General features: G+C 63.7%; 25 protein-coding genes. 6 read left to right on the top strand and 19 right to left on the bottom strand.

The window, feature by feature from the left end:
- Positions 1–152: 152 nt before the first annotated feature.
- Positions 153–635: a peroxiredoxin gene (locus X907_RS04910; RefSeq protein ID WP_127565908.1), complete on the bottom strand. Its 483-nt coding sequence runs from the start codon at positions 633–635 to the stop codon at positions 153–155.
- 141 nt (positions 636–776) lie between these two features.
- Between X907_RS04910 and X907_RS04905 the strand changes: the two genes are divergently transcribed.
- Positions 777–1,358: a YqgE/AlgH family protein gene (locus tag X907_RS04905; protein ID WP_127565907.1), complete on the top strand. Its 582-nt coding sequence runs from the start codon at positions 777–779 to the stop codon at positions 1,356–1,358.
- Here X907_RS04905 and X907_RS04900 read toward each other — a convergent pair.
- The 10 genes from X907_RS04900 to coxB form a co-directional block, all read right to left on the bottom strand.
- On the bottom strand, positions 1,344–2,480 hold the full coding sequence (locus tag X907_RS04900; protein ID WP_170175459.1) for an EAL domain-containing protein: 1,137 nt from the start codon (positions 2,478–2,480) through the stop codon (positions 1,344–1,346). The two genes, X907_RS04905 and X907_RS04900, sit on opposite strands and share 15 nt — an antisense overlap.
- A gap of 17 nt (positions 2,481–2,497) precedes the next feature.
- Positions 2,498–3,076, bottom strand: a complete 579-nt coding sequence (locus tag X907_RS04895; protein WP_127565905.1) for a GNAT family N-acetyltransferase — start codon at positions 3,074–3,076, stop codon at positions 2,498–2,500.
- 41 nt (positions 3,077–3,117) lie between these two features.
- The gene (locus X907_RS04890) at positions 3,118–3,816 is read right to left on the bottom strand and encodes an SURF1 family protein (protein WP_127565904.1); all 699 of its coding nucleotides are present in this window, start codon (positions 3,814–3,816) and stop codon (positions 3,118–3,120) included.
- Positions 3,817–3,841: 25 nt separating this feature from the next.
- Positions 3,842–4,144 (bottom strand): DUF983 domain-containing protein, encoded by a 303-nt coding sequence (locus X907_RS04885; protein ID WP_233352532.1) that lies wholly within the window; start codon positions 4,142–4,144, stop codon positions 3,842–3,844.
- Positions 4,145–4,217: 73 nt separating this feature from the next.
- Complete coding sequence (locus X907_RS04880; protein ID WP_127565902.1) at positions 4,218–5,096, bottom strand: cytochrome c oxidase subunit 3; 879 nt, start codon at positions 5,094–5,096, stop codon at positions 4,218–4,220.
- A 115-nt stretch (positions 5,097–5,211) separates the two neighbouring features.
- Positions 5,212–5,796, bottom strand: a complete 585-nt coding sequence (locus X907_RS04875) for a cytochrome c oxidase assembly protein (protein ID WP_127565901.1) — start codon at positions 5,794–5,796, stop codon at positions 5,212–5,214.
- A gap of 7 nt (positions 5,797–5,803) precedes the next feature.
- On the bottom strand, positions 5,804–5,968 hold the full coding sequence (locus tag X907_RS14405) for a hypothetical protein (protein ID WP_170175458.1): 165 nt from the start codon (positions 5,966–5,968) through the stop codon (positions 5,804–5,806).
- 6 nt (positions 5,969–5,974) lie between these two features.
- Entirely contained in the window at positions 5,975–6,955 is a 981-nt protein-coding gene (cyoE, locus tag X907_RS04870; RefSeq protein ID WP_233352531.1) for a heme o synthase, read from the bottom strand.
- Positions 6,956–6,991: 36 nt separating this feature from the next.
- Positions 6,992–8,611, bottom strand: a complete 1,620-nt coding sequence (gene ctaD / locus X907_RS04865) for a cytochrome c oxidase subunit I (RefSeq protein WP_127565900.1) — start codon at positions 8,609–8,611, stop codon at positions 6,992–6,994.
- A gap of 18 nt (positions 8,612–8,629) precedes the next feature.
- Positions 8,630–9,496 carry a cytochrome c oxidase subunit II gene (gene coxB / locus X907_RS04860; protein ID WP_233352530.1) on the bottom strand — a complete coding sequence of 289 codons (867 nt, stop codon included), beginning with the start codon at positions 9,494–9,496 and terminating at the stop codon, positions 8,630–8,632.
- A gap of 216 nt (positions 9,497–9,712) precedes the next feature.
- On the opposite strand from coxB, the gene X907_RS04855 reads away from it, so the two are divergent.
- Both X907_RS04855 and tldD read left to right on the top strand, forming a co-directional pair.
- Positions 9,713–10,294 carry a tetratricopeptide repeat protein gene (locus X907_RS04855; RefSeq protein WP_127565899.1) on the top strand — a complete coding sequence of 194 codons (582 nt, stop codon included), beginning with the start codon at positions 9,713–9,715 and terminating at the stop codon, positions 10,292–10,294.
- Between the two features lie 356 nt (positions 10,295–10,650).
- Positions 10,651–12,075 (top strand): metalloprotease TldD, encoded by a 1,425-nt coding sequence (tldD, locus tag X907_RS04850; protein WP_127565898.1) that lies wholly within the window; start codon positions 10,651–10,653, stop codon positions 12,073–12,075.
- A gap of 29 nt (positions 12,076–12,104) precedes the next feature.
- Here tldD and X907_RS04845 read toward each other — a convergent pair whose 3' ends face one another.
- A complete protein-coding gene (locus tag X907_RS04845; RefSeq protein WP_127569329.1) occupies positions 12,105–14,009 on the bottom strand; it encodes a peptide MFS transporter in 1,905 nt (634 codons plus the stop codon).
- A gap of 226 nt (positions 14,010–14,235) precedes the next feature.
- On the opposite strand from X907_RS04845, the gene X907_RS04840 reads away from it, so the two are divergent.
- Complete coding sequence (locus X907_RS04840; RefSeq protein WP_127565897.1) at positions 14,236–14,907, top strand: class I SAM-dependent methyltransferase; 672 nt, start codon at positions 14,236–14,238, stop codon at positions 14,905–14,907.
- 210 nt (positions 14,908–15,117) lie between these two features.
- On the opposite strand, the gene X907_RS04835 is transcribed toward X907_RS04840, so the two are convergent.
- Genes X907_RS04835 through X907_RS04820 form a run of 4 tightly spaced genes read right to left on the bottom strand, consistent with a single transcriptional unit; the run spans position 15,118 to position 17,399 of the window.
- The gene (locus X907_RS04835; protein WP_127565896.1) at positions 15,118–15,546 is read right to left on the bottom strand and encodes a DUF1178 family protein; all 429 of its coding nucleotides are present in this window, start codon (positions 15,544–15,546) and stop codon (positions 15,118–15,120) included.
- On the bottom strand, positions 15,543–16,367 hold the full coding sequence (locus tag X907_RS04830) for a carbon-nitrogen hydrolase family protein (RefSeq protein WP_127565895.1): 825 nt from the start codon (positions 16,365–16,367) through the stop codon (positions 15,543–15,545). Before X907_RS04830 ends, X907_RS04835 begins: the two co-directional genes overlap by 4 nt.
- Positions 16,367–16,633 (bottom strand): glutaredoxin 3, encoded by a 267-nt coding sequence (grxC, locus tag X907_RS04825; protein ID WP_127565894.1) that lies wholly within the window; start codon positions 16,631–16,633, stop codon positions 16,367–16,369. Before grxC ends, X907_RS04830 begins: the two co-directional genes overlap by 1 nt.
- A gap of 40 nt (positions 16,634–16,673) precedes the next feature.
- Positions 16,674–17,399 (bottom strand): ComF family protein, encoded by a 726-nt coding sequence (locus tag X907_RS04820; RefSeq protein WP_127565893.1) that lies wholly within the window; start codon positions 17,397–17,399, stop codon positions 16,674–16,676.
- A gap of 47 nt (positions 17,400–17,446) precedes the next feature.
- Here X907_RS04820 and X907_RS04815 point away from each other — a divergent pair, with 47 nt between their 5' ends.
- Complete coding sequence (locus X907_RS04815) at positions 17,447–18,370, top strand: methyltransferase domain-containing protein (protein WP_127565892.1); 924 nt, start codon at positions 17,447–17,449, stop codon at positions 18,368–18,370.
- On the opposite strand, the gene X907_RS04810 is transcribed toward X907_RS04815, so the two are convergent.
- From X907_RS04810 to X907_RS04800, 3 genes are read right to left on the bottom strand one after another with little or no spacing between them, the layout of a single operon-like run.
- Positions 18,367–18,531: a Flp family type IVb pilin gene (locus tag X907_RS04810; RefSeq protein ID WP_257791279.1), complete on the bottom strand. Its 165-nt coding sequence runs from the start codon at positions 18,529–18,531 to the stop codon at positions 18,367–18,369. The two genes, X907_RS04815 and X907_RS04810, sit on opposite strands and share 4 nt — an antisense overlap.
- The gene (locus tag X907_RS04805; protein WP_127565890.1) at positions 18,531–18,950 is read right to left on the bottom strand and encodes a (deoxy)nucleoside triphosphate pyrophosphohydrolase; all 420 of its coding nucleotides are present in this window, start codon (positions 18,948–18,950) and stop codon (positions 18,531–18,533) included. The genes X907_RS04810 and X907_RS04805 overlap by 1 nt, the downstream gene beginning before the upstream one ends.
- Positions 18,951–18,998: 48 nt before the next feature.
- Positions 18,999–20,198: a peptidylprolyl isomerase gene (locus X907_RS04800; RefSeq protein ID WP_233352528.1), complete on the bottom strand. Its 1,200-nt coding sequence runs from the start codon at positions 20,196–20,198 to the stop codon at positions 18,999–19,001.
- Between X907_RS04800 and secA the strand changes: the two genes are divergently transcribed.
- Complete coding sequence (secA, locus tag X907_RS04795) at positions 20,197–22,950, top strand: preprotein translocase subunit SecA (RefSeq protein ID WP_127565889.1); 2,754 nt, start codon at positions 20,197–20,199, stop codon at positions 22,948–22,950. The two genes, X907_RS04800 and secA, sit on opposite strands and share 2 nt — an antisense overlap.
- Positions 22,951–23,033 lie beyond the last annotated feature (83 nt).

The following is a 23,033-nucleotide window of genomic DNA, read 5'->3' as shown; positions in this document are numbered from 1 at the left end:
ACGGCCCGATGTCCTCCCCCGTTCACGGGGGAGGTGGTCCGAAGGACCGGAGGGGGGAGCTTTTTTTTGAACATTCCCCCTCGCCCCTTTCAGGGGCACTCCCCCCGTAAACGGGGGGAGACACCGCACATCTCACAACGGCCGTTGGATAATCAGAGCTGCTCGAGAACGTAGTCTGCGCTGGAGACCTTGAAGTCGCCCGGCTCTTCCACGAACAGGCCTGACACCACGCCGTCCTTGATGATCATGGCGTAGCGCTGCGAACGCGTGCCCATGCCGAACTTGGAGCCATCCATGGTGAGGCCGACGGCCTTGGCAAAATCGCCATTGCCATCCGCCAGCATCAGCACGCCCTCGCCTGCATTCTGGTCCTGCCCCCACGCATTCATCACGAACACATCATTGACCGAGGTGCAGGCGATCGTATCGACGCCCTTGGCTTTCAGCTCGCTCGCCTTCTCGACGAAGCCCGGCAGGTGTTTGGCCGAGCAGGTCGGCGTATAGGCGCCCGGTACGGCAAACAGCGCCACCGTCTTGCCCTGGCAGAGATCCTGCGTGGTAACCGGCATGGGGCCATCAGCGCCCATCGTCATGAAAATTGCGTCGGGAAGGCGGTCGCCGGGCTTGATGGTCATTAGGGCTCTCCTCAGGGCTTTTTTTGAACGTTGGAACGTGCCTGCTAGCTAGTGCGCTGCGCCACAGCCCGCAAGGCCGGGTGCGGGGGCGCTCGCCGGAATATCTGGACAAGCCCACCATTTTGGCCCGATGCTGGACGCATGGACCTTGACCGTAAAACGTTTGATGGGCCCTACCTGAAGGGCAAGATACTGATCGCCAGCCCGCTGATCGGCGATCCGCGCTTTGACCGTTCGATTGTGTTCATGTGCGCGCATGGCGATGACCACGCGATGGGCATTATCGTCAACAAGCCCATGCGCCTGCGCCTGCCGACCCTGTTTGAGCAGCTGGGCGTGAAAAGCGAGATTGAGGTGGCGGACCGGGCTGTGCTGGATGGCGGGCCGGTGGACCGTGATCGTGGATTCGTCCTGCATTCAGACGATTTCGAGCATCAGCCAGCCACGCTGAAAATCAGCGCAGGCCTCGCCCTGACGGCTACCAATGATGTGCTTGAGGCCATGGCTTCGCCCTCCCCGCCCCGCCGCTCGACGATGGCGCTGGGCTATGCGGGTTGGGAGGCCGGCCAGCTCGAAGAAGAGATTGCGGCCAATGCCTGGCTGATCGCAGAGGCCGACGAAGACCTTGTTTTTGGTGAAAGCCACGAGGCCAAATGGGCCGCAGCGCTGCGCAAGATCGGCGTCAATCCGGAGCACCTGACCGGCGCGTCAGGCCACGCCTGAACGCCTGACAGGCCGGGGCGGGGCGAAACGGCCAGAGAGTCCCTGCCGCACTGCCAGGCCGGCAGCCTGCGGGTCCAGAGCGCCCGCATAGTGGAAGCCTTGCGCGAAATCGCACCCCATCTCGGCAACCAGATCGGCCATTTCGGCAGTTTCCACGCCCTCGGCTATGATGGTCATGCCCAGATTGCGCGCGAGCTTCACTACGGAAGCAGTGATGGCACGCGCCGACGCATCCGCGAGCATCGAGCGGACGAAATACTGGTCAATCTTGATCACATCGAAGGGGAAACGGTCGAGCCGGGAGAGCGAGGAATAGCCCGTGCCGAAATCGTCGAGCACCAGCTTCACGCCTGAGGCCTTTACGGCATGGAGAAGCTCCGCTGCGCGGTCCGGATCGCGCATGATTTCTGTTTCGGTGATCTCCAGCCGGTAGCGCCCGCGCGGCACCCTTGCGCTTTCCAGCGTTGCTGCAAGGGTTTCAACAAAGCCGGCAGAGAAGAGTTCGCCCACGCTGGCATTGGCCGAGACATAGATGTCCGGCGCCGCCGGGGCGTCACTGAACCAGCGTGCAAGATTGTGCGCCGCACTGCCACGCACCTGATCGCCGACCTGTCCCATCAGGCCCATCCGGTCAGCGAGGAAGAGAAAATCATCCGGGCCCATGACACCGAGACCCGGCCTGTGCCAGCGCGCCAATGCCTCGAACCCGGCCAGATACTCGCCATCCAGCGCGATAATGGGCTGGTAATGGGCGATGATCTCATGGGCCTCCAGTCCAGCGGTGAGCGCCGCTTCGGCATCGAGTGTGGAAAGCGTGGTGCCGGGGCCAGTGCCGGCCGGCAGCAGGAGTGCGGTTACACCGTCCCGCTTGCGTTGGCCCAGGAGGCGCACATAGCGCACCTCCCCGCCCGGCGGAGCCAGACGCAGGCGCAGATCGACAGGCCCCTCCTTCTGTTCCGCCAGTGCCTTGCGGTCAGAGGGCGCCACACAGTCGAGAAAGTCGCCCACACCATTGCAGGTCAGGCCAAAGGCCTTCGGGGCGCCGGAAATGCGGGCCTTGCCGCTTTCCAGATCCAGCTCGATTGCAAGCGCGCCAGCCGCCTCGGCGGCTTTGGCCAGCATGTCTTCGCCGCCTTCACTCAACGCAGCAGGTCTCCGCGCACGATGGCGAACTTGAGATGGTCACGCCATTCACCATTGATCTTCAGGTATTTGCGGGCATAGCCCTCCGGGCTGAAGCCGACACTCATCAGCAGCGAGCGCGAGGCCTCGTTTTCGGGACGTGTCGCCGCCTCGATCCGGTTCAGGTTGAGCTGGGCGAAGGCAAAGGTGACTACACGGCGTACTGCCGCACGCGCGTGGCCCCGGCGCACATAGGGCGAGCCCACCCAGTAGCCAATATCGGCAGCCTGCAGCACACCCCGGCGTACATTGTTGAGATTGCAGGCGCCGACCAGAACATTGTCCGAAGCCCGGAAAATGAAGAAGGGATAGCCCTGGCCTGTCTCGACATCCTGCTGGTAGCGGCGCAGGCGGCGCTTGTAGGCCGTGCGCGTGAGTTCGTCCTCGCTCCAGGCAGGTTCCCAAGGCTCGGTAAGGGCGCGGCTGGCGCTTCTCAGCTTCGCCCACGCCTCATAGTCGTCCGGACCGGGATGGCGCAGGCGGATGCCTTCGCCTGCCAGCGTTGTCTCAGGGATTTCATCACGCCACAACGCCAAGGAAGAGCCTCCACATCACAGGGCCGTACACACTGGCACACTCACTCTTTCCGCCCGGTGAATGACAGCCGCCCGCGCGCAGCATGAAACACCAGATAAACGCCCAGAAGCGCGATCGCCATGCCAAACCACGTCACAGCATAGGCGAAATGCCGCTCCGGCGGCGTCGCCGTGAGATAGGCGGGAGGCTCGCCCGTATCCTCGGCCAGCCACCAGTCCGGCGCAATCGCCCCGTCCTCAAGCCCCAGCGCCTGCGCCATGCCGGGCCCGTCAAAGGCGTAGAATGTGCGCTCGGCCGGGTCAGCCGGGGGCGTGAAGGCGCCCGCCTGCAGCGGTGTCTCGATACGCCAGCGTGACATCATCCTCACCGGCGCAGCCGCCTCTACCAGGGGCTGGAAGGCGGCTTCCGCGAGCACGTAGGGCACATCCAGACAGGCAGGCGCATCGACCGGTACAAATATCCGCCAGCCAGCCCGGTTATCGTCAAGCGAACGGCCATAGACGCGTACATTGCCGGTGCGTTCCTCGGGCAGGAAGCCGACGCTGCGCCCCTCAAAGGGAACGTCCACGCACAGCGCCTCGTGAAGGTCACGCGCCGGGTTGGCGCTCGCCTCCTGCCAGCGCTCCAGCTCGGCCTCTTTCCACGCCATGCGCTGGCTCTGCCACGTGCCCAGCACAAGCAGGAAGGCGAGCGCGGCGAGCGTCAGCACAGTCAGGATGGGCATGGGGCGGAAGTGCATGGGAAGCGGTCCTTCCGGGGCAGCGTCAGCTATTGTCCTCGTCCAGACGCGCTTCGCGCGCCGAATGGTGCCATTGCAAGCTGAACATCACACCGCGGAAGGGGCGCAGCAATGCGACACACAGCGCCACCGAAAGCGGCAGCCACATTACGGCATGCAGCCATAGCGGCGGCTCCAGGGCGAGCTCCAGAGCCAGGGCGAGCGGCACCACGATAAAGCCGACAATCAGGATGATGAAAACTGCCGGGCCATCACCGGCATCTTCGCCAGATATATCCAGCCCGCAGGATTCGCATCTATCGGCGAATTTCAGGAAGCCGGAGAACAATCTCCCCTCCCCGCATCGTGGGCAGCGGCCGCTGATCCCTGCGATGACGGGGTGGGGAGCGTTCATGATGCGTCTACTGGAAGACGACGTAGACGAAGGCGAACAGGAACAGCCAGACCACGTCGACGAAGTGCCAGTACCAGGCAGCCGCCTCGAGGCCGAAATGCTTCTGCGGGGTGAAGTGCCCGGCCAGCAGCCTGAGCAGGCACACCGCCAGGAAGATCGTCCCGATGATGACGTGCGCGCCGTGGAAACCCGTCGCCATGAAGAAGGTGGCACCATAGAGATTGCCGCCAAATTCGAAATGGGCGTGGGTGTACTCATAGGCCTGCACGACGGTGAACAGCGCGCCCAGCGCCACGGTGCAGATCAGGCCCCATTTGGCGCCTTTGCGGTCGCCATGCTGCATCGCGTGGTGCGCCCAGGTGACCGTGGTGCCCGACAGGAGCAGGATCAGCGTGTTGATCAGCGGCAGGTGGAAGGGATCGAATGTCTCCACACCCGGCGGCGGCCAGGTTTCCCAGCCCGAATAGTCCGCGCCTATGGGGGCGCCATCCCAGCTCAGGCCTGCGCGCACATCGTGGAAGATGGCAGCCTCGAAGAATATCCAGAACCAGCCGGCAAAGAACATCACCTCAGAGACGATGAACAGGATCATGCCGTAGCGCAGGCCAAGGTCCACAACCGGCGTGTGGTCGCCACGAAGCGATTCCTTGATCACATCACCCCACCAGCCGATCATCGTGTAGATGATGCCAAGGCTGCCAAGCACGAGCACCCAGGGGGAGCCTTCGCGCAGGAGGAAGTAGGCCCAGCTTTCCTCATTGGTGGAAAGCCCGGCCATGAAGATGACAAGGCCTATGGCCAGGATGAACGCGGCCAGCGAGCCGACGAACGGCCACGGGCTCGGATCAACGAGGTGGTAGTCATGTTTGACAGCGCCGCCAGCCATCGGCCTCTCCTGCTCTTCATTCGGGCAATTTGAACCGCAGCTATAGCGGCCCCCATCCCCCTGATCAATAAGGTGGCGCGCTGGTTTTCAGCCCGCCACGGCAAACTATTCCGATCTAGCGCCCGGTATTGCCCGGTGCGCGTCCGGCAAGGTTACGGGCCCGCGAATCGCTGGCCTCGAAGAATGTGTATGACAGGGTTACCGTCTGCACGTCATCCATGCGCCGTTCTTCATCCATCAGCGGATCGATAAAGAACACCACCGGCATCTCCATGCTCTCGCCCGGCCCCAGCGTCTGCTCGGTAAAGCAGAAGCATTCCAGCTTGGCAAAATACGGCCCCATCTTGAAGGGTGTCACATTGTAGGTGGCAATCCCCGTCACAGGCCGGTCCGTGGGGTTGGTCACCCGGTAGAAGGCCAGAGCCGTTTCGCCCACCTGCACGGTCATGTCGCGCTGCAGCGGCTCGAACTCCCAGGGGAAGCCGCGCGCACGGCTGGCGTCAAAGCGCACACGCACCGTGCGGTCGAGGATCTGGTCCGGATCATACTGCGCGGTCTGCGTGGTGCCGCCATAACCCGTTACCCGGCAGAACAGGTCGTAAAGCGGCACGGCCGCATAGCCCATGCCTACCATGCCCAGCGCGAGGCCGAGGCAGATGGCGAGGACTTTCACGTTTCCTGACAGCACAGGCAGTTTCATGTCGGATCTAACCTCCGGCGGCGATATTGCTGGTCAGACGCTGCAGCGTCACAAGGAAGATCAATACTATAAACCCGATCAGGCTCCAGAAAATCGCGACATTGCGACGCTTGCGCGCTTTTTCTTCTTCCGGCGTCAGCCTGCGGGGCGTTTCAGGGGTCTCGTCACTCATCTCACTCTAGCTCCAGAAGCGCGCGAAGGCGAAATGAAGTCCCGCGCCGTGCTCGGCGATCAGGGCCGCAAACAACAGCGCCAGATGGGCAATCGAAAAGGCAAACAGATCGCGCGCAGCCCGGTCTCCGGCACGCACCTCGTAAAGCCCGTCCTCGTCGGTACCCGCCTCCCCCGCACGCGAGTTCAGCACGCGCCAGGACAGGAAAAGGAAGAGCGCACCGCCCAGCAGCGCTGCACCCGCATAGATGACGCCGCCAAGCCCCGTGGCAAGCGGCGCGGCGCTGACAGCCACATAGGCAAGGGCATAGAGCATCATCTGGCGGCGCGTGGAGGCGGCGCCTCTGGCCACCGGCATCATCGGAATGTTCGCCGCCGCGTAATCGCCCGACTTGTAAAGCGCAAGCGCCCAGGAATGGGGCGGCGTCCACAAAAAGATGATGGCAAAGAGAATGACCGAATCAAGGCTGACACTGCCCGTTGCCGCGGCCCAGCCAATCATGGGCGGAAACGCGCCAGCGGCCCCGCCAATGACGATATTCTGCGGTGTCGAGCGCTTTAGCCATACGGTGTAGACCAGCGCGTAGAAGAAGATCGAAAAGGCCAGCAGCCCGGCGGCAACATAGTTCGCCGTCAGCGCCATGAGCGTGACGGAAGCCAGCGTGAACACGCCGCCAAACGTATAGGCCTCCGCCTTTGGCACGATGCCGCGTGCGACAGGGCGCAGGCGCGTGCGGCGCATCACAGCGTCAATATCGCCGTCATAGGCCATGTTGAAGGCACCAGCAGCCCCTGCCCCCAGCGCGAGGGCCAGCATGGCAATGGCGGCCGCGAACACGTCCATGGACGCGGGCGCGGCAACAAGCCCGGCAAAGCCGGTGAAGACGACAAGCGTCATCACGCGCGGCTTCATCAGCGCGATATAGTCAGCGGGCGAGGCTGCGCTTGCAGCCCCGCCCGTGATGGTATCAGCCGATTTTTCAGTCACGTTACGTGCCTGACCTTAGCTGGTTCAGCGATCCGCCTACTTGATGCGGGGCAGCTCGTTGAACTGGTGGAAGGGCGGCGGAGAAGACAGCGTCCACTCCAGCGTGGTCGCGCCTTCGCCCCACGGATTGGCTTCACCCTTGCGCTGGCGAACGATGGATTCGATCAGCAGCACAAAGAAGACCAGCATGCCCAGAGCCATGATGAGATAGCCGACCGAGGACACGTAGTTCCAGAAGGCGAACGCATCGGGATAGTCCGGGTAACGGCGCGGCATGCCCTGCAGACCCAGGAAGTGCTGCGGGAAGAAGATCACGTTCGCGCCGATGAAGAACAGCCAGAACTGGGTCCGGGCGAGGACGGAGTTGTACTTCACCCCGAACATCTTCTCGTACCAGTAGTAGAAGCCGGCGAAGATCGCGAACACGGCGCCGAGCGACAGCACGTAGTGGAAGTGGGCCACCACGTAATAGGTGTCGTGCAGCGAGGTGGTCACGCCCGCATTGGCCAGCACCACACCCGTCACACCGCCAACGGTGAACAGGAAGATGAAGCCGATGGCCCAGAGCATGGGCGTGCGGAAGGAAATCGAACCGCCCCACATCGTTGCCAGCCAGGAGAAGATCTTGATGCCGGTGGGCACCGCGATGATCATCGTGGCGGCCACGAAATAGGCCTTCAGGTTCACGTCCATGCCGACGGTGTACATGTGGTGCGCCCACACGATGAAGCCGATAAAGCCGATCGCGACCATGGCGTAGGCCATGCCGAGATAGCCGAACACAGGCTTTTTCGAGAAGGTCGACACGATGTGGGAGATCATGCCGAAGCCCGGCAGGATCAGGATGTACACTTCCGGGTGACCGAAGAACCAGAACAGGTGCTGGAACATGACCGGGTCGCCGCCGCCTGCGGGATCGAAGAAGGTCGTCCCGAAATTACGGTCGGTGATGAGCATGGTCAGCGCAGCCGCCAGTACCGGAACGGCCAGCAGCAGCAGGAATACGGTCACCAGGATCGACCAGACAAACAGCGGCATCTTGTGCAGGGTCATGCCCGGCGCGCGCATGTTGAAAATGGTCGTGATGAAGTTCGTGGCACCCAGAATCGAGCTGATACCGGCAATGTGCAGTGACAGGATCACCAGGTCGAAGGCTGGCCCGCCATGGCCGGTGGTAGACAAGGGTGGATACATCACCCAGCCCCCGCCGAAGCCGTCATCACCGCCAGCGCCCGGCACGAACATCGACAGGAGGATGAGCGCGAAGGAGAAGGGCAGCAGCCAGAACGAGATATTGTTCAGGCGCGGGAAGGCCATGTCCGGGGCGCCGATCATGATCGGCACGAACCAGTTGCCAAAGCCACCGATCATGGCCGGCATGACCATGAAGAAGATCATGATGAGGCCGTGCAGGGTGATGATCACATTGTAGTTGTGCTCATTGCCCCAGAAGCCGTTGTTGAAGACCTGAAGACCCGGCTCGGCAAGTTCCCAGCGGATCAGGCCCGACATGGCACCACCGACAACCCCCGCGAAGATCGCGAAGATCAGGTACATCGTGCCGATGTCCTTGTGATTGGTGGAATAGACCCACCGCTTCCAGTCCCAGATGCTGGGGGTGTGATCGTCGTGATGTTCAGCAGCTTGAGCCGACATGATGATCCTCTCCGGGGATTACTGGGCCGCCGCGACGCGGGTGGCGCGCTGGCTGGCGTAATAGGACACAAGAACGCTGGACGCAGCATACGGATCGGCGTTGGCCGCTTCGGTCCAGGCGGTGAAGACCTCTTCAGGCACCACATGCACCTCGATGGGCATGAAGGCGTGGCGGATACCGCAGATTTCCGAGCACTGACCGAAATAGATGCCCTCGCGGCCTTCCGGCACAAGGAACCAGGTTTCGTTCAGACGGCCGGGAATGCCGTCCATTTTCACGCCGAAGGCCGGAACGGCCCAGGAGTGAATGACGTCAGAGGCCGTAACCTGCACGCGCACGGTGGCGCCTGACGGCACGACAATCGGCACATCCGTGCTCAGAAGGCGCAGCTGATCCCAGTTTTCGCTGGTGATCTCGCCGTCCTCAAGCATGTTGGAGACGAACTCGAATCCGCCATGGTCGGGGTATTCATAGGTCCAGTTCCACTGGTTGCCGGTCACCTTGATGGTGAAGTCGGCCTCCGGGATCACGTCCTGGAAGTAGAGCAGGCGGAAGGAGGGCACCGCGATCACGATCAGGATGAGAACCGGCACAGCCGTCCAGATGATCTCGATCAGCGTGTTGTGGCTGAACTTCTTCGGCTCCGGATTCGCCTTGGCGCGGTAACGCAGGGCGATCCAGATGATCAGGCCGAGCACCAGAATACAGATCGCCGTGATGATCCACAGCAAAAGGTTATGGAAGGAGACGATGTTCTCCATCACCGGCGTCGCGGCCTCTTGCAGGCCAAGCCCGCGATCTACCGGCGCGCCGACAATCGTTGCTGATGCCGCGCCGGTCATCGCGGCGGCAAGAACAGCTCCGGCTATGAGCTTCAAACGCATGGAACCCCCAAGAGTCGTATCTGGCAGCCTGCAGGCCGGTTTGCCTGCTTCGTGCGGCGGAATATAGAACCAGCCAGCGCCGGTGTCAGTGCGATATGAGCGCCTTTTTGTCGCAAGGCATTCACAATGTTCAGTGCCGCCCGGACAATCGGTTTGATGCGGGCTTGCGCTGTCTGCTAGCCTTACACGAACAAAATCTCAAGCGCCGGAGGCGTCATGGACACCCGAATTCCACATACGCTGGCCCGTTTTGCCGCAATTACAGGCCTTGCCGCCTGCATCGCCCAGGCGCCTGCAGCCTTGGCACAGGAGCGCTCCCCGGCGGTCCGGTCGGCCATTTCCGAGTGCGAACATGCCGCACGCGGCGGCGGTGAGAATTCCAGGGCTCTGGGTGCGTGTGACTTTGCCTTGCGCGATTCGTCGCTGGGCGAAGAGGAACGCGCGCGGCTCCAGATCAATCGCGCGGCGCTCTCAGCAGCCCGTGGAGACGGGCGCGCGGCGATGAGTGATCTGATGGCTGCACAGGGCCTGCTGAACGAGCTGCCTGAGTTGCACCTGACACTGTCGGCGGCGCAGATCCGCACGGGCGATTTCAACGGCGCGCAAGCGTCGGCCCGCCGCGCGCTGGAGCTGGGGCTGGAGCCGTCTCATCTGGCCCATTTCAACCGCGCCATCGCGCTGGAGCGGCTTGGCCAGTATGACGCGGCCTACGAAGCCTATCGCGAAGCGGCCCGCCTCGCCCCGGAAAACGCGCTGCTGGCCGCCCAGCCGCGCCGCTTTGCAAGGCATCAGCCTTAAGGAAGTTAGTTCCGCAACGCATCCCCCGATCGTAGCCGGGGATCGCGCTTTTCAGGCCGCCATGCGGCCTGTCTGACATCCCGCTTGCCTCTCCACCGGGTCCCCGGCCCCAGAGCCGGGGTCCATTTTTCCAGCCACCGGGCTTGTCCATGGGTCCCCCGTTCCCCGTTTTCACGGGGACAGGCGCGGCGGGGGACCCCGGTTGGACCAGCGGGGCAGTAAATGGCGCGAAGCCCGGCCTGCCCCCGCAGAGGCGGGGGATGGGCTGAGCATCAGGAAAAGACCTGCGAGAGCGGGGTCGATAAGCCTTCCGCGCATGCCTATGTTGGGTGTGAATGACCCAGCAGGAGAGCCTCATGGCCAGCACGCCTTCCACCGACCCGTTCGACGGCTTTGCCTTCGATGCCGATGATGCGATCAGCGTGCTGCGCGACAGCCTTTCCGGCGCGGACGATGGCGAGCTCTTTCTGGAAACCGAAGCCAACGAGACGCTGGCTTTTGACGATGGACGGTTGAAAGCGGCGAGCTTTGATGCCGGGCGCGGCTTTGGCCTGCGCGGCGTGTTTGGCGAGACGACCGGCTTTGCGCACTCCAACGATGTAAGCCTTGCCTCACTCAAACGCGCTGGCGAAACGGCGGCCGCCGCGCGGCAGGGCCGTAATGCGGTGATGGCGCCGCCCCCGCACGGCACCAATGTGAAGCTCTATGATGATGTCGATGTGATAGGCGAGCCGGGCTTTGAGGCGAAAGCCGCCCTCCTGGGCGAGATCGACGCCTGGCTGCGCGCGCGCGATCCTGAAGTGGTGCAGGTGGGCTGTTCCATCTCGGCCTCGCGCCGGGTGATCGGCATTGTGCGCGCCGATGGCTATATGGCCCATGATGTGCGCCCGCTGGTGCGCCTGAATGTCTCTGTCACGGTGGAGCGCAATGGACGGCGCGAGAGCGGCAGCGCCGGGGCCGGTGGCCGCGCCGAATTCTCCCAATGGCTGTCACCTGAAAGCTGGCAGGGCCTCGCTGACGAGGCGCTGCGGGTCGCCAAGGTCAATCTGGAAGCGGTGGACGCCCCTGCAGGCGAATGGGAGGCGGTGCTGGGCGCAGGCTGGCCGGCTATTTTGCTGCACGAGGCGGTGGGCCACGGCCTTGAAGGTGATTTCAACCGCAAGGGCACCAGCGCCTTTGCCGGCCGCGTCGGCAAGCGCGTCGCCGCGCCGGGCGTGACCGTCATTGATGACGGCACCATTCCCAATCGGCGCGGATCGCTGACCATTGATGATGAAGGCACGCCGACGGGCCGCACCACGCTGATCGAGGACGGTATTCTGGTCGGCTTCATGCAGGACCGGATGAATGCCCGCCTGATGGGCGTGGAGCCGACCGGCAATGGACGGCGCGAAAGCTATGCCCACGCACCCATGCCGCGCATGACCAACACGATCATGACCGCCGGGGAGCACGATCCGAAAGAGATCCTCGAAAGCCTCGACGATGGCATCTATGCCGCCAATTTCGGCGGCGGGCAGGTGGACATCACGTCTGGCAAGTTCGTCTTCCGCTGCACGGAAGCATACCGCGTGCGCGGCGGGAAGATTGCCGGGCCGATCAAGGGCGCAACCCTGATCGGTGACGGGCCGAGCGCGCTGACCCGCATCTCCATGATCGGCAATGATTTTGCGATGGATCCCGGCGTCGGCACCTGCGGCAAGGCAGGCCAGGGCGTGCCCGTTGGCGTTGGTCAGCCGACCCTGAAAATCGCCGGGATCACTGTTGGCGGGGCGGGCTAAGCCCGTCACCCTCCAACGGCCCGGGCTCTTTACCGCACCGGCATTTCGGGCCCCGGCTCGGACGGGGCTGGCATCTGGTCTTCGGCCCGTCCGTGGCCCAGCGCCTTCAGCCAGAAACTCGCTGCACCCATCACCACGCCCAGCACAATGCCGATGAGGCCGATCACCCCGAAGACCTGTGCGTAGCCTGCCAGCGCGCGTTCCGGATCGAGCACCTGCCCCGCCACCGTATCGGTAGCGGTCAGGGCCGCGATAAGGCCGCCGACATACTGGGCAAAGGCGCTGGACAGGAACCAGCCCGCCATCATGAAGCTGACCACCGCCGCCGGGGAGAGCTTGGTGATGGCTGACAAGCCCACCGGAGACAGGCAAAGCTCGCCGGTGGTGTGCAGAAGATAGGCCAGAGCGAGGAAGAAGAGCGGCACGCGATACGCGTCGTCCGCGAACTGCACGCCCCAGACCAGCACGAGGAAGCCGAGCCCCACCTGCACCAGAGCCAGGCCGAATTTCAGCGGGGTGTTGGGATTACGCTGCATCTTCGCGAGGAAGGCCCACAGGCCTGCAAACAAGGGGGCGAAGATCAGGATGAAGCCCGCATTGAAGGATTGCGTCTGCGAGGCGGTCAGCGCCATGTCGAGCGTGATCGGCCCAAGCTCGATCAGGCGCTGCGGCGCCAGCTCCAGATTGGTGTTGCGCGCGGCAAACAAATTCATCGAGGAACCGGCCTGCTCGAACAGCGCCCAGAACACCACCGACACAACGATCAAAACGAGCGCCAGCAGGAGGCGCTGCCCTTCCTCGCGCGTGCATTTCGCGCCCATATACCAGCTGATATAGCCCAGAAATACCGCCGCCCCGGCGATCAGCAGAAGCAGCATGGCGTCGATCCCGCCAAGGCCTGGAACCGGCAGTCGCACCTGGTGGGCCTGTATCAGCCAGTAGACGACGCCGACGCCGAGAATGCCCAGAAGGTAGATCACGGTCTCGCGGTTCAGCGGGCCCAGCACGCGCGCTTTCAGGGCCGCCATGTCCGGCGGATTGCCGACATTGGCGAGCAGGTTTTTGCCCGGCAGGAAGAAGGCCAGCCGTCCACGCACGAAGACGATGAAGCCCAGCAGCATGCCAAGGCCTGCAAGGCCGAAACCGGCCCACCAGCCGACCGTCTCGCCCAGCAGGCCGCACAATATCGCCGCCCAGAACGCCCCCAGATTGATGCCGTAATAGTAGAGCGTGAACCCGCCATCGCGGCGCGGATCATGCTCGTCATAGAGCTGGCCGACGATGGAGGAGATGCTGGCTTTGAGGAAGCCAACGCCCATGATGATGAGCGAGAGAGCAAGATAGAGAATGGCGAGGCCGCGCTGGTCCTGATAGGTGATTTCCGTCTCGAAGCTGCCTGCGGGCAGTGTGGCGGGCAGGCTGGCGCCCATCGGCAGGCCGGCGATCACCAGATCACCTTCCCGGTTGGCCGAGAAATCATAGAGCGCGCCATCCACTTCCAGTTGGACCGTGCGCAAGCCCCCGCGCCCTTCAGCCACCAGCGAATAGGATGCGCCCTCATATTGCAGCGCTTCCTCTGACGGGCGCCCCTCAATGCCCATGGCAAGGTGTCCGGCGACCAGCAATAGCGCCCCGTAAGCGATGGCCTTGCGGTTGCCGAGATAACGGTCTGCCACGAAGCCGCCAATCAGCGGCAGGAGGTAGACCAGCGAGGTGTAGGCCCCGTACTGGGTGCTGGCCCGCCCGTCATCAAAGAGGAAGTGCTGGGTCAGGTAGAAGATGAGCAGGGCCCGCATGCCGTAATAGGAGAAGCGCTCCCACATCTCGGCAAAGAAGAGGATGTGCAGCCCCTTGGGGTGCTTCGCCATCTGGGTGAAGACCGGCACCGCCGTCACCAGAGTGATGAGAATGCCGATAGCAACAACGATATTGATGACCATGTCCTGTCCCCGACGCGGGCGTCCGTCTCGCGGACTGCCCTGATCCTGATGTGCGCAACAGGATCACGCTCCGGCGCTGACGGCAAGGTGGGGAGCGTATTGAAAGGCGCAGTGCGCAGGTATATGCAGGGCGCTGCTCTGGTGGAGCCGCTGGCTGTGACCATGCGAAAACTAAGTGCCCCGCGCCGGACGGTCTCCGGTCTGCGATGGAGCACGACCCATGACAAACCGTATATTCCTTGATGTTGAAGCCGCCTATGACCGCTGGGCGGCGAGCTATGACGCGTTCGACAATCCGATGGTCTATGCCGCCACGGCGGCGCTGGAACGCCATCTGGAGCGGTTCGCCGGCAAATCGGCGGCAGAGCTTGGCTGCGGCACCGGACGCAATCTGGCCGCGTTGGCGCGTGCCGGCGCCGCTGAACTATGGGGCTGCGACCTTTCGGCTGGCATGCTGGAAAAGGCGAAGGACGCCGCACCGGATGCCAGCCTGGTCCAGCACGACATCACGCTGCCCCTGCCCGTTGAAACCGGCCGTTTCGACGCCGCTTTGGTCAGCCTTGCCTATGAGCATGTGGAGAGGCTGGACGAGCCAGCCGCTGAACTCGCGCGCATTGTCCGGCCCGGCGGGTTTGCGCTGATCCTCGAAATCCACCCCTTCATGACGCTGTCGGGCAAAGGCGCGCATTTCCCGGACGGTGATCACGACATCCACATGCCAAGCCATCCGCACAGCTTTTCAGACTGGCTCGCCGCCTTCCGTCGCGCTGATCTGACGGTAGCGGACTGTACCGAATGGCGGGGCCGCGATTTCGGGCCGGACGCCCCTGCAAAGCTGCGCGAGCGTTATGCCGATACGCCTTTCCTGCTGGAGTGGCTGGTGAGCCGGTAGGGCAACAACGTACGAGCGGGTTTCTCCCCCCGTTTACGGGGGGAGTGGCCTGAAAGGCCGAGGGGGGGGGATAACTCAGAAATGTTCCCCCCTCCGTCTCGCTTGCGCTCGACACCTCCCCCGTAAACGGGGGAGGAAATCGCGTTGCAGGCATGGGTCCCCCGGACCTCGCTTGCGCTCGGCCGGAGGATGACAAGTGAATGAGAACCCCTAATTCGCCTTCTTGGGCGGGGTGGGCGCAAAGGGTTCCGGCAGAGGCGCGCACGGCACGCCGTCTTCGGCGAGCTTTGCGCGTTCCTCCGGCGTCGTTTCGCCATAGATCAGGCGTTCAGGCTTTTCGCCCTCATGGATGGCGCGGGCTTCTGATGCGAAGTCCGGCCCGACATAATCGTAATTCTTGCGGATATGAGCGCGCACCTTGCGGGCGACCGCTTCCATGTCCGGCTCGCCATTGGTGCTGGTTTCCCGGCCCTTGGTGGTACGCACAGCAGGAGCCATCACGGCGCGCGTGACAGCGACCGAGCCGCAATGCGGGCACTCGACCAGGCCACGCTCTTCCTGGCTTTCATAATCCTCGCTGGAGGAGAACCAGCCCTCAAAGCCATGGCCCTCATCACATTGCAGGGCGTAGCGGATCATGGGCCTGTAAACTCCCGCCCGCCTTTGAGCGCCGGGATACGCTGGCGCGCGGAGAGCGCGTCTTCCGTGTCCATTTCGGCATAGAGAATGCCCGGCTCGTCATGGTCCAGAACACTGATCACATCGCCCCACGGCCCCACCACCATGGAGCGGCCCCATGTCTTGCGGCCGTCCTCATGCGTGCCGCCCTGCGCAGGCGCGAGGATGAAGCTGCCGGTCTCGATGGCGCGGGCGCGCAAGAGCAACTCCCAGTGCGCCTTGCCGGTCGGGCGGGTGAAAGCGGCCGGTACGGTGATCGCGACCGCCCCGCCTATCGCCAGCGCGCGGTAGAGATAGGCAAAGCGCACATCGTAGCAGATGGTCAGGCCCAGCTTCATGCCCGCCGCCTCGGCTATTACGGCGCGGCTGCCGGGCGCGTAATTGGTGCTCTCCGACCAGACTTCACCGTTGCCGATGGCGACATCGAACATGTGGATCTTGTCGTAATGGGCCTTGAGCGCCCCGTCCGGGCCGAACAGCATGGAGCGGTTCACCGCCCGGCCATCTATGCCCTTCAACGCCATTGAACCCGCCAGCACGTCGATCTTCAGTTCGGAGGCCAGCGCCGCGAGGCGCTTCACGCCCTCATCCTCGTCCGGCGCACGCAAGGTCTCGAACAGAGCCTTGGCATCCTTCTGCACCAGATTGGTCACTTCCGGCGTTGCCACCAGCTTGGCGCCCTCGCCCGCCGCCTGACGGATCGCAGCCTCGGCAGCGTCCATATTGCGATCCGGATCCGTGCCGGAACGCATCTGGACAAGGGCGATTTTGGTTTTCGCCATCACGCACCAGCCTTCAGCATGGGATCAAGCTTGCCTTCGGCTTCCAGCGCGAACAGATCATCGCAGCCGCCCACATGAGTCTCGCCAATGAAAATCTGCGGGAAGGTATTGCGGCCCGAACGCTGCTGCATTTCGGCGCGCAAGGCCGGGTCGAAGCCCGCCTCGATCTCCTTGAACGCCACGCCCTTCTCCGCCAGCAGCGACAGCGCGCGCGAGCAGAAGGCACAGAAAGGGCGAGTGTAGATGGTGATGGCGGGCGGGGTCATGGGCTTAGCTTTCGTGAATCAGCAAAATCAGGTCTCGCGCTTATGTAAGCACGTCGCTGGTTCTGACAACGCGCGCAAGCGTCAGGGCATCAACGCGCGCCGCGCCTGCCCGTTTCAGGGCACGCGCACACGCCTCCAGCGTCGCCCCTGTGGTGTAGACGTCATCAATCAGGATCAGCTTTGCGCCCTTGATGCGGGGTTTGGCCGCGTCACGCACCGCAAAGGCCCCCGCCACATTGCGCCTGCGGCCCTTCGCGCTCTGCCCGCCCTGGCTGGGTGTCGGGCGGCGGCGCATGAGAATATGCGGGTCACAGGCCACGCCGGAGAGCTTTGCCAGTGATTGTGCCAGCAATAGCGACTGGTTGAAGCGGCGCTGGCGCAGGCGGCGCGGGTGCAGCGGCACAGGCACCAGATAATCGGCCTCTGCCAGCATGTCCCTACCCGCCCGGCGCATCCAGCCGCCAAAGGCGGCAAGCCCGTCCACCCGCCCGCCATGTTTCAGCGACAGGACGAGACGGCGGCTTTCCGGCGTGTAGACGAAGGCAGAGCGGGCGGTATCAAACGCGGGCGCACGCGCAGCGCAAGGCCCGCACACCGCGCCCTCGCCCGGCGGCCAGTCGAACGGAAACCCGCACGCGGCACATTGCGGATCGTCGAGGAAAACGATCTTCGACCAGTCGGCAGGCGATAGCTGGCCATGGGCCGATACCGGCTCGTAGGAGAGGAGGGACACCGGCGGCCAGATGAGGTCGGCCACGCCCCTCATCACCCGCGAGGCTTCCCTCGCGAGGCGCGCCGGTCCATATCCGCCCCATGGCATCATCCTCTGACACCCCGCCTCTATTGTTTGACCGCACGCTATTGCGCCAGCGGCGGACCCGTGCGGCAAGAGGCTATGAGGAATTTGCCTTTCTGGCGAGCCGTGCCGCCGACGATCTGGCCGACCGGCTGATGGCGGTGAACCGCACGTTTGACCGCGCGCTAGTGATCGGCGGAGCGGGCGCGGTGGGCCGGGCCATCGCGGCGAGGCCGGAACTCGCCTCGAAAATCGGAACACTGATCGAGGCGGATATATCGCACGCCATGGCCGCCAAAGCACCAGGCGCGGCACTGGTGATGGACGAGGAGCGCCTGCCGATAGCCGACGAAGGCGTCGATCTGGTAATCTCCTGCCTCTCGCTGCACTGGACGAATGATCTCGTTGGCGCGCTGATCCAGATCAACCGGGCGCTCAAACCCGACGGCTTCTTTGCCTGCGCCATGCTGGGCGGAGCGACGCTGACCGAGCTGCGCCAGTCCCTCATGGCCGCAGAGGACGAAATCTACGGCCAGGTCTCGGCGCGCGTCTCGCCCTTCGCCGACACGGTAGACCTTGCAGGATTGCTGGCGCGCGCAGGCTTTGCCATGCCGGTATCGGACGTGGACCGGCTGAGCGTGCGCTATGGCAATGCCTTCGTGCTGATGCGCGATTTGCGCCGCATGGGCGAGACGAGCGTGCTCGCCAGCCGCCCGCGCACACCCGCCCACCGGCAATTCTTCGTGAAGACCGCGCAAGTCTATTCAGAGCGCTTCGCCGAAGCCGATGGCCGCATTCCGGCGAAGTTTGAAATCCTGCACGCGGCGGGCTGGGCGCCCCATGAGAGCCAGCCCAAACCCTTGCGCCCCGGCTCGGCGAAAGTGCGCCTCGCCGATGCTCTGGGGGTTAAGGAGCGCGGTGCGGGCGAGAAGGCGGGTTAGCCCCCCTCACCCGACATTGCGCTGGTGACCTCGGTCTGGACGCGGGTCCACATGCCGCCATTGCCACCCGCCACGAACGTCAACGCGCCGATGATGGCGAGGGCGATCAGGCCTACCATCAAGGCGTACTCAATGGCGGTTGCGCCTCTGGTATCGGCGATCAGAGACGGTCGCGCAGCTCGGCGGCCAAGGGAATGTCGGCGGGCAGAAGCGCATATCTGCTCAAATCGTGCGGTTTCACCCAGGCGATTTGCTGGCCCTCTTTCGGGTCCGGGAAGCCGTCCCATTTGCGGCACACATAAAGCGGCATCAGCAGATGACGCCCGTCCTCCAGCGGATGGGATGCAAAGGCGAAGGGCTGAAGGCAACGCTCGCATGGCTCCACTCCCAGTTCCTCGCGCAGCTCGCGTACGACGGCTGCCTCGGGGTACTCGCCCGGTTCCACCTTGCCGCCGGGAAACTCCCATTGCCCGGCAAATGCCTTGCCTTCAGGGCGCTGCGCGATGAGCACCCGGCCATCGGGGTCAATGAGCGCGCACGCCGCCACCAGCAAGAGGTGGGCTTTCTCAGCGGGCATCATGGCTGATCCTTCGTTAAATCGGAGTGTGTGGACACGGTTAGCGCGAGCCTAACGCTGCGGCATCTCTCCGGGCGCATCCGCCTCGTCCGCATCCATGTCATCGGGCTCTTCCTCGCCGGAATCTTCCGGGTCACCGGGGGGCACGGGGCCGGGCGCGCGGATCTGGGAGGGGGCGGGCACGCCGCTGCGGGTGACCGGATAGGTCTGGCGCACCGTGTCCAGCAGGGTCTGTATCCCCTCCAGTGTCAGGAAGCGCACGATATTGCCGCGCAGCGATTCAAGGCCGGGCCGGGGCTGCACGCGCCGGTCAGTGACCCGCAGCACATGCCAGCCATAATCGGTCTGGAAGGGCTCGGAAGTCTCGCCCGTCTCCGTGGCAAAGGCCTGCCGCGAGAAGGCCTGCACCATGCCGTCCCGCGTGAAATAGCCCAGATCCCCGCCATCAAGGCGGGTACCGGGGTCCTGACTGACCTGACGGGCGAGCTGGGCAAAGTCCTCGCCCTCGGCCAGCAGGCGGGCGACTTCCTCTGCCTCCTCGCGCGTGGTGACGAGGATGTGGCTGGCGCGTACCTCCTCCAGGCGCGGAGCTAGCCGGTTCTGCTCCTGGTAAATCCGCTCGATGGCTTCATCCGTGATGGAGTTGGCCACGACGGTCTCGACCAGGATATTGCCCAGAATGCGCTCCTCGGCCGCGGCGAGGCGCCGGCGCGCCTCGATGTCGCGGTCCATGCCGCGCCGCAGCGCCTCCAGCGCCAGCAGGCGCTGCTCGGTCAGTTCTGACAAAACCTGCTGGAAAACAGGGTCTGACGGCGCCACGTTTGCTGGGTGGTCATGCAGGCTGCGCGCGGCGATCTCGCGGCGGACGTCCGAGGCGTAAATCACGGTGGTCCCGACCTCGGCCACCACGGAATCCTCCGGCCCGGCAGGCTCCAGCGCCAGAAAGCGGGCCAGCACGTCTACCCGCCCCTCAGCCTGTACGGCGGGCTCTGCGGGCGCAGCGGCCCTGTCCTGCTGCGTATCGCAGGCCACTGCCAGCGACAGTCCGGCAAGGGCCACAAGCCCGATACTGCAGCGTCTGGCGGTCCGGTTCGATTGACACACTATGCCTGCCTCCTTAAGTCCCTGATCTTGAGCGCGCTGCTTCAGGGCCAGCGCCACACAGGCGCCCAGGCCATGTACGGATTTGCCTTGTACACTGGCCCGGCGTGCCTGATCACCCATTTCGCCCCGCGACGGCTGATAAAACATGCTTTCTTTTACCCGCAAGCTCTTTGGCTCCTCAAATGACCGCACCGTAAAGCGCATGATGCCGAAAGTGCATCAGATCAACGCGCTGGAGCCGGAATTTGAATTGCTCGACGATGCAGGCCTGCAGGGTAAAACCGGCGAATTCAGGGCACGCCTGGAGCAGGGCGAGGCACTGGACAGCCTGCTGCCAGAAGCCTTTGCAGCGGTACGCGAAGCGGCCAAACGCTCGCTGGGCCAGCGCCACTATGATGTGCAGCTGCTTGGCGGGATGGTGCTGCATGAGGGCGGCATTGCCGAGATGAAGACCGGCGAAGGCAAGACGCTGGTTTCCACGCTCGCGGCCTATCTGAACGCCCTGCCCGGCAAGGGCGTTCATGTCGTGACGGTCAACGATTATCTGGCCCAGCGCGACTCCGAATGGATGGGCAAGGTGTTTGAGCGCCTTGGCATGACCACCGGCGTCATCCTCAACCAGATGCTGGATGAAGAGCGCCGCCGCGCCTATGCCTGCGACATCACCTACGGCACGAATAACGAGCTGGGCTTTGACTATCTGCGCGACAACATGAAATACAGCTTGCGCGAAATGGTGCAGCGCGGCCACGCCTACGCCATTGTCGACGAGGTGGACTCCATCCTGATCGACGAAGCGCGCACGCCGCTCATCATTTCCGGACGCACCGATGACCGTTCGGACTTCTACAAGACGATCGACAAGCTGATCCCCTTCCTGAAGGACGAGGATTTTGCGCTCGACGAGAAGAACCGCTCCGTCACCTTCACCGAGGAAGGCAATGAGCATATCGAGGAGCTGCTGCGCGAGCACGGCCTGCTGGACGAAGGCGATCTCTACGACATCGAGAACATCGCCACCGTTCACCACGTCAATCAGGGCCTGAAAGCTCACAAGCTGTTCCAGAAGGACAAGGACTATATCGTCCGCGACGACAAGGTGATGCTCATCGACGAGTTCACCGGGCGGATGATGACGGGCCGCCGCCTGTCGGACGGCCTGCATCAGGCTATCGAGGCGAAGGAAGGCGTGGAGATCCAGCCTGAGAACCAGACGCTGGCCTCGATCACCTTCCAGAACTATTTCCGCCTCTACAAGAAGCTCTCGGGCATGACCGGCACGGCCTCGACCGAAGCCGAGGAATTTGCTGGCATTTACAGCCTTGGCGTCTCTGAAATCCCGACAAACCGCCCCGTCCAGCGTATTGACGAGGAAGACGAGCTCTACCGCACGGCCAAGGAAAAGTACGACGCAATCATTACCAGCATCGAGGAAGCCCATGGGCGCGGCCAGCCGATTCTGGTTGGTACCGTCTCCATCGAGAAGTCCGAGGTGCTGGCCGAGCTTTTGAAGAAGCGCAAGATCAGGCACCAGGTGCTCAATGCGCGCTATCACGAGCAGGAAGCATCCATCATTGCGCAGGCCGGCGTTCCGGGCGCGGTGACCATCGCCACCAACATGGCGGGGCGCGGCACCGACATCCAGCTGGGCGGCAATGTCGACTTCCTGGTCAATGACTGGCTGAGCGAGGAGCGAAAGGCCGGTCGCGAGCCAGACGACACGGCGATTTCGGAAAAACGCAAATCCGTCGAGGCAGAGGTCGCCGAACGCCGGAAGATCGCGCTGGACGCCGGCGGGCTCTACGTGATCGGCACCGAGCGCCATGAATCACGCCGGATCGATAACCAGCTGCGTGGCCGTACCGGCCGCCAGGGCGATCCGGGGCGTTCCAAATTCTTCATCTCCGTGGAAGACGATCTCTTGCGCATTTTTGCGCCGGAACGCCTCGACACCATCATGCGCACCATGGGCATGAAGGAAGGCGAGGCCATCCAGCACCCGTGGATGTCCAAGGCGGTGGAGACCTCACAGAAGAAGGTCGAGCAGCGCAATTTCGACATCCGCAAGAATATCCTGAAATACGACGACGTGATGAACGATCAGCGCAAGGCGATCTTCGAGCAGCGCATCGAGTTCATGGAGGCGGAAAATGTCTCCGACGTGGTGAGGGACATGCGCCACCAGTGCGCCGAAGATCTTGTGGAGCGTCATATTCCGCCGCGCGCCTATGCCGACCAGTGGGATACCGAAGGCCTGCAGGAAGAGGTCGAAAAGCACTTCAACCTGCAACTGCCCATCAAGGAATGGGCCGCCGAGGACGGTATCGCGAACGAGGAAATCCTTGAGCGCGTGCTTAAAGCCGCCGATGAAGCATACGCCGAAAAGGCCGCCAATACCGGGCCGGAGCTGATGCGCCGGATCGAGAAGCAGATGCTGCTGCAGACGATCGACCAGAACTGGCGGGAGCACCTGCAACAGCTCGATGCCCTGCGTTCGGTGATCGGTCTTCGCGGTTATGCCCAGCGTGATCCGCTGAACGAGTACAAGAGCGAGGCCTTCGCCCTGTTCGAGCACTTGCTGGACAATCTGCGCTTTGAAACCACACGCATCCTGTCCTCGATCCGGGTCGAACCTGCCGCGCCGCCGCCGCAAATGCCGCGCGCGCCGCAGAACATTCAGGCTTCACGCGTGGATCCGGCAACCGGCGAGCCGGTCTCGGGCGACGGCGCACCGCGCACCGCAGCGCGCGGGCCTGCGGTCAGCCGCGCGGCGGCCCCTGCCATCAATCCGAACGATCCGTCCACCTGGGGCCGGGTGCAGCGCAACGCCCCCTGCCCGTGCGGATCAGGCAAGAAGTACAAGCATTGCCACGGCGCGATCAGCGCGGAGACGTCCTGATTCTGAATGCCCGGAATCCAATTTGGGTGTCCGGGCCGTCGGCTGGAGAGGCGGAGAGCGCCCCAAGGGGAGCTTTTATGCCG

It is taken from the genome of Glycocaulis alkaliphilus (assembly GCF_004000605.1).
In the GTDB taxonomy this organism is placed as follows: Bacteria; Pseudomonadota; Alphaproteobacteria; order Caulobacterales; family Maricaulaceae; genus Glycocaulis; species Glycocaulis alkaliphilus.
Note: the sequence above shows the minus strand (reverse complement) of the source record. Positions and strands in the feature narration are given on the sequence as shown.

Coding starts and splice junctions, on each gene's coding strand:
- X907_RS04910 (WP_127565908.1), bottom strand. CDS start 635: ATGACCATCAAGCCCGGCGACCGCCTTCCCGACGCAATTTTCATGACG.
- X907_RS04905 (WP_127565907.1), top strand. CDS start 777: ATGGACCTTGACCGTAAAACGTTTGATGGGCCCTACCTGAAGGGCAAG.
- X907_RS04900 (WP_170175459.1), bottom strand. CDS start 2,480: ATGCTGGCCAAAGCCGCCGAGGCGGCTGGCGCGCTTGCAATCGAGCTG.
- X907_RS04890 (WP_127565904.1), bottom strand. CDS start 3,816: ATGCACTTCCGCCCCATGCCCATCCTGACTGTGCTGACGCTCGCCGCG.
- X907_RS04880 (WP_127565902.1), bottom strand. CDS start 5,096: ATGGCTGGCGGCGCTGTCAAACATGACTACCACCTCGTTGATCCGAGC.
- X907_RS04875 (WP_127565901.1), bottom strand. CDS start 5,796: ATGAAACTGCCTGTGCTGTCAGGAAACGTGAAAGTCCTCGCCATCTGC.
- X907_RS14405 (WP_170175458.1), bottom strand. CDS start 5,968: ATGAGTGACGAGACCCCTGAAACGCCCCGCAGGCTGACGCCGGAAGAA.
- ctaD (WP_127565900.1), bottom strand. CDS start 8,611: ATGTCGGCTCAAGCTGCTGAACATCACGACGATCACACCCCCAGCATC.
- coxB (WP_233352530.1), bottom strand. CDS start 9,496: ATGCGTTTGAAGCTCATAGCCGGAGCTGTTCTTGCCGCCGCGATGACC.
- X907_RS04855 (WP_127565899.1), top strand. CDS start 9,713: ATGGACACCCGAATTCCACATACGCTGGCCCGTTTTGCCGCAATTACA.
- tldD (WP_127565898.1), top strand. CDS start 10,651: ATGGCCAGCACGCCTTCCACCGACCCGTTCGACGGCTTTGCCTTCGAT.
- X907_RS04840 (WP_127565897.1), top strand. CDS start 14,236: ATGACAAACCGTATATTCCTTGATGTTGAAGCCGCCTATGACCGCTGG.
- X907_RS04835 (WP_127565896.1), bottom strand. CDS start 15,546: ATGATCCGCTACGCCCTGCAATGTGATGAGGGCCATGGCTTTGAGGGC.
- X907_RS04830 (WP_127565895.1), bottom strand. CDS start 16,367: ATGGCGAAAACCAAAATCGCCCTTGTCCAGATGCGTTCCGGCACGGAT.
- grxC (WP_127565894.1), bottom strand. CDS start 16,633: ATGACCCCGCCCGCCATCACCATCTACACTCGCCCTTTCTGTGCCTTC.
- X907_RS04820 (WP_127565893.1), bottom strand. CDS start 17,399: ATGAGGGGCGTGGCCGACCTCATCTGGCCGCCGGTGTCCCTCCTCTCC.
- X907_RS04815 (WP_127565892.1), top strand. CDS start 17,447: ATGGCATCATCCTCTGACACCCCGCCTCTATTGTTTGACCGCACGCTA.
- X907_RS04805 (WP_127565890.1), bottom strand. CDS start 18,950: ATGATGCCCGCTGAGAAAGCCCACCTCTTGCTGGTGGCGGCGTGCGCG.
- secA (WP_127565889.1), top strand. CDS start 20,197: ATGCTTTCTTTTACCCGCAAGCTCTTTGGCTCCTCAAATGACCGCACC.
- X907_RS04800 (WP_233352528.1), bottom strand. CDS start 20,198: ATGTTTTATCAGCCGTCGCGGGGCGAAATGGGTGATCAGGCACGCCGG.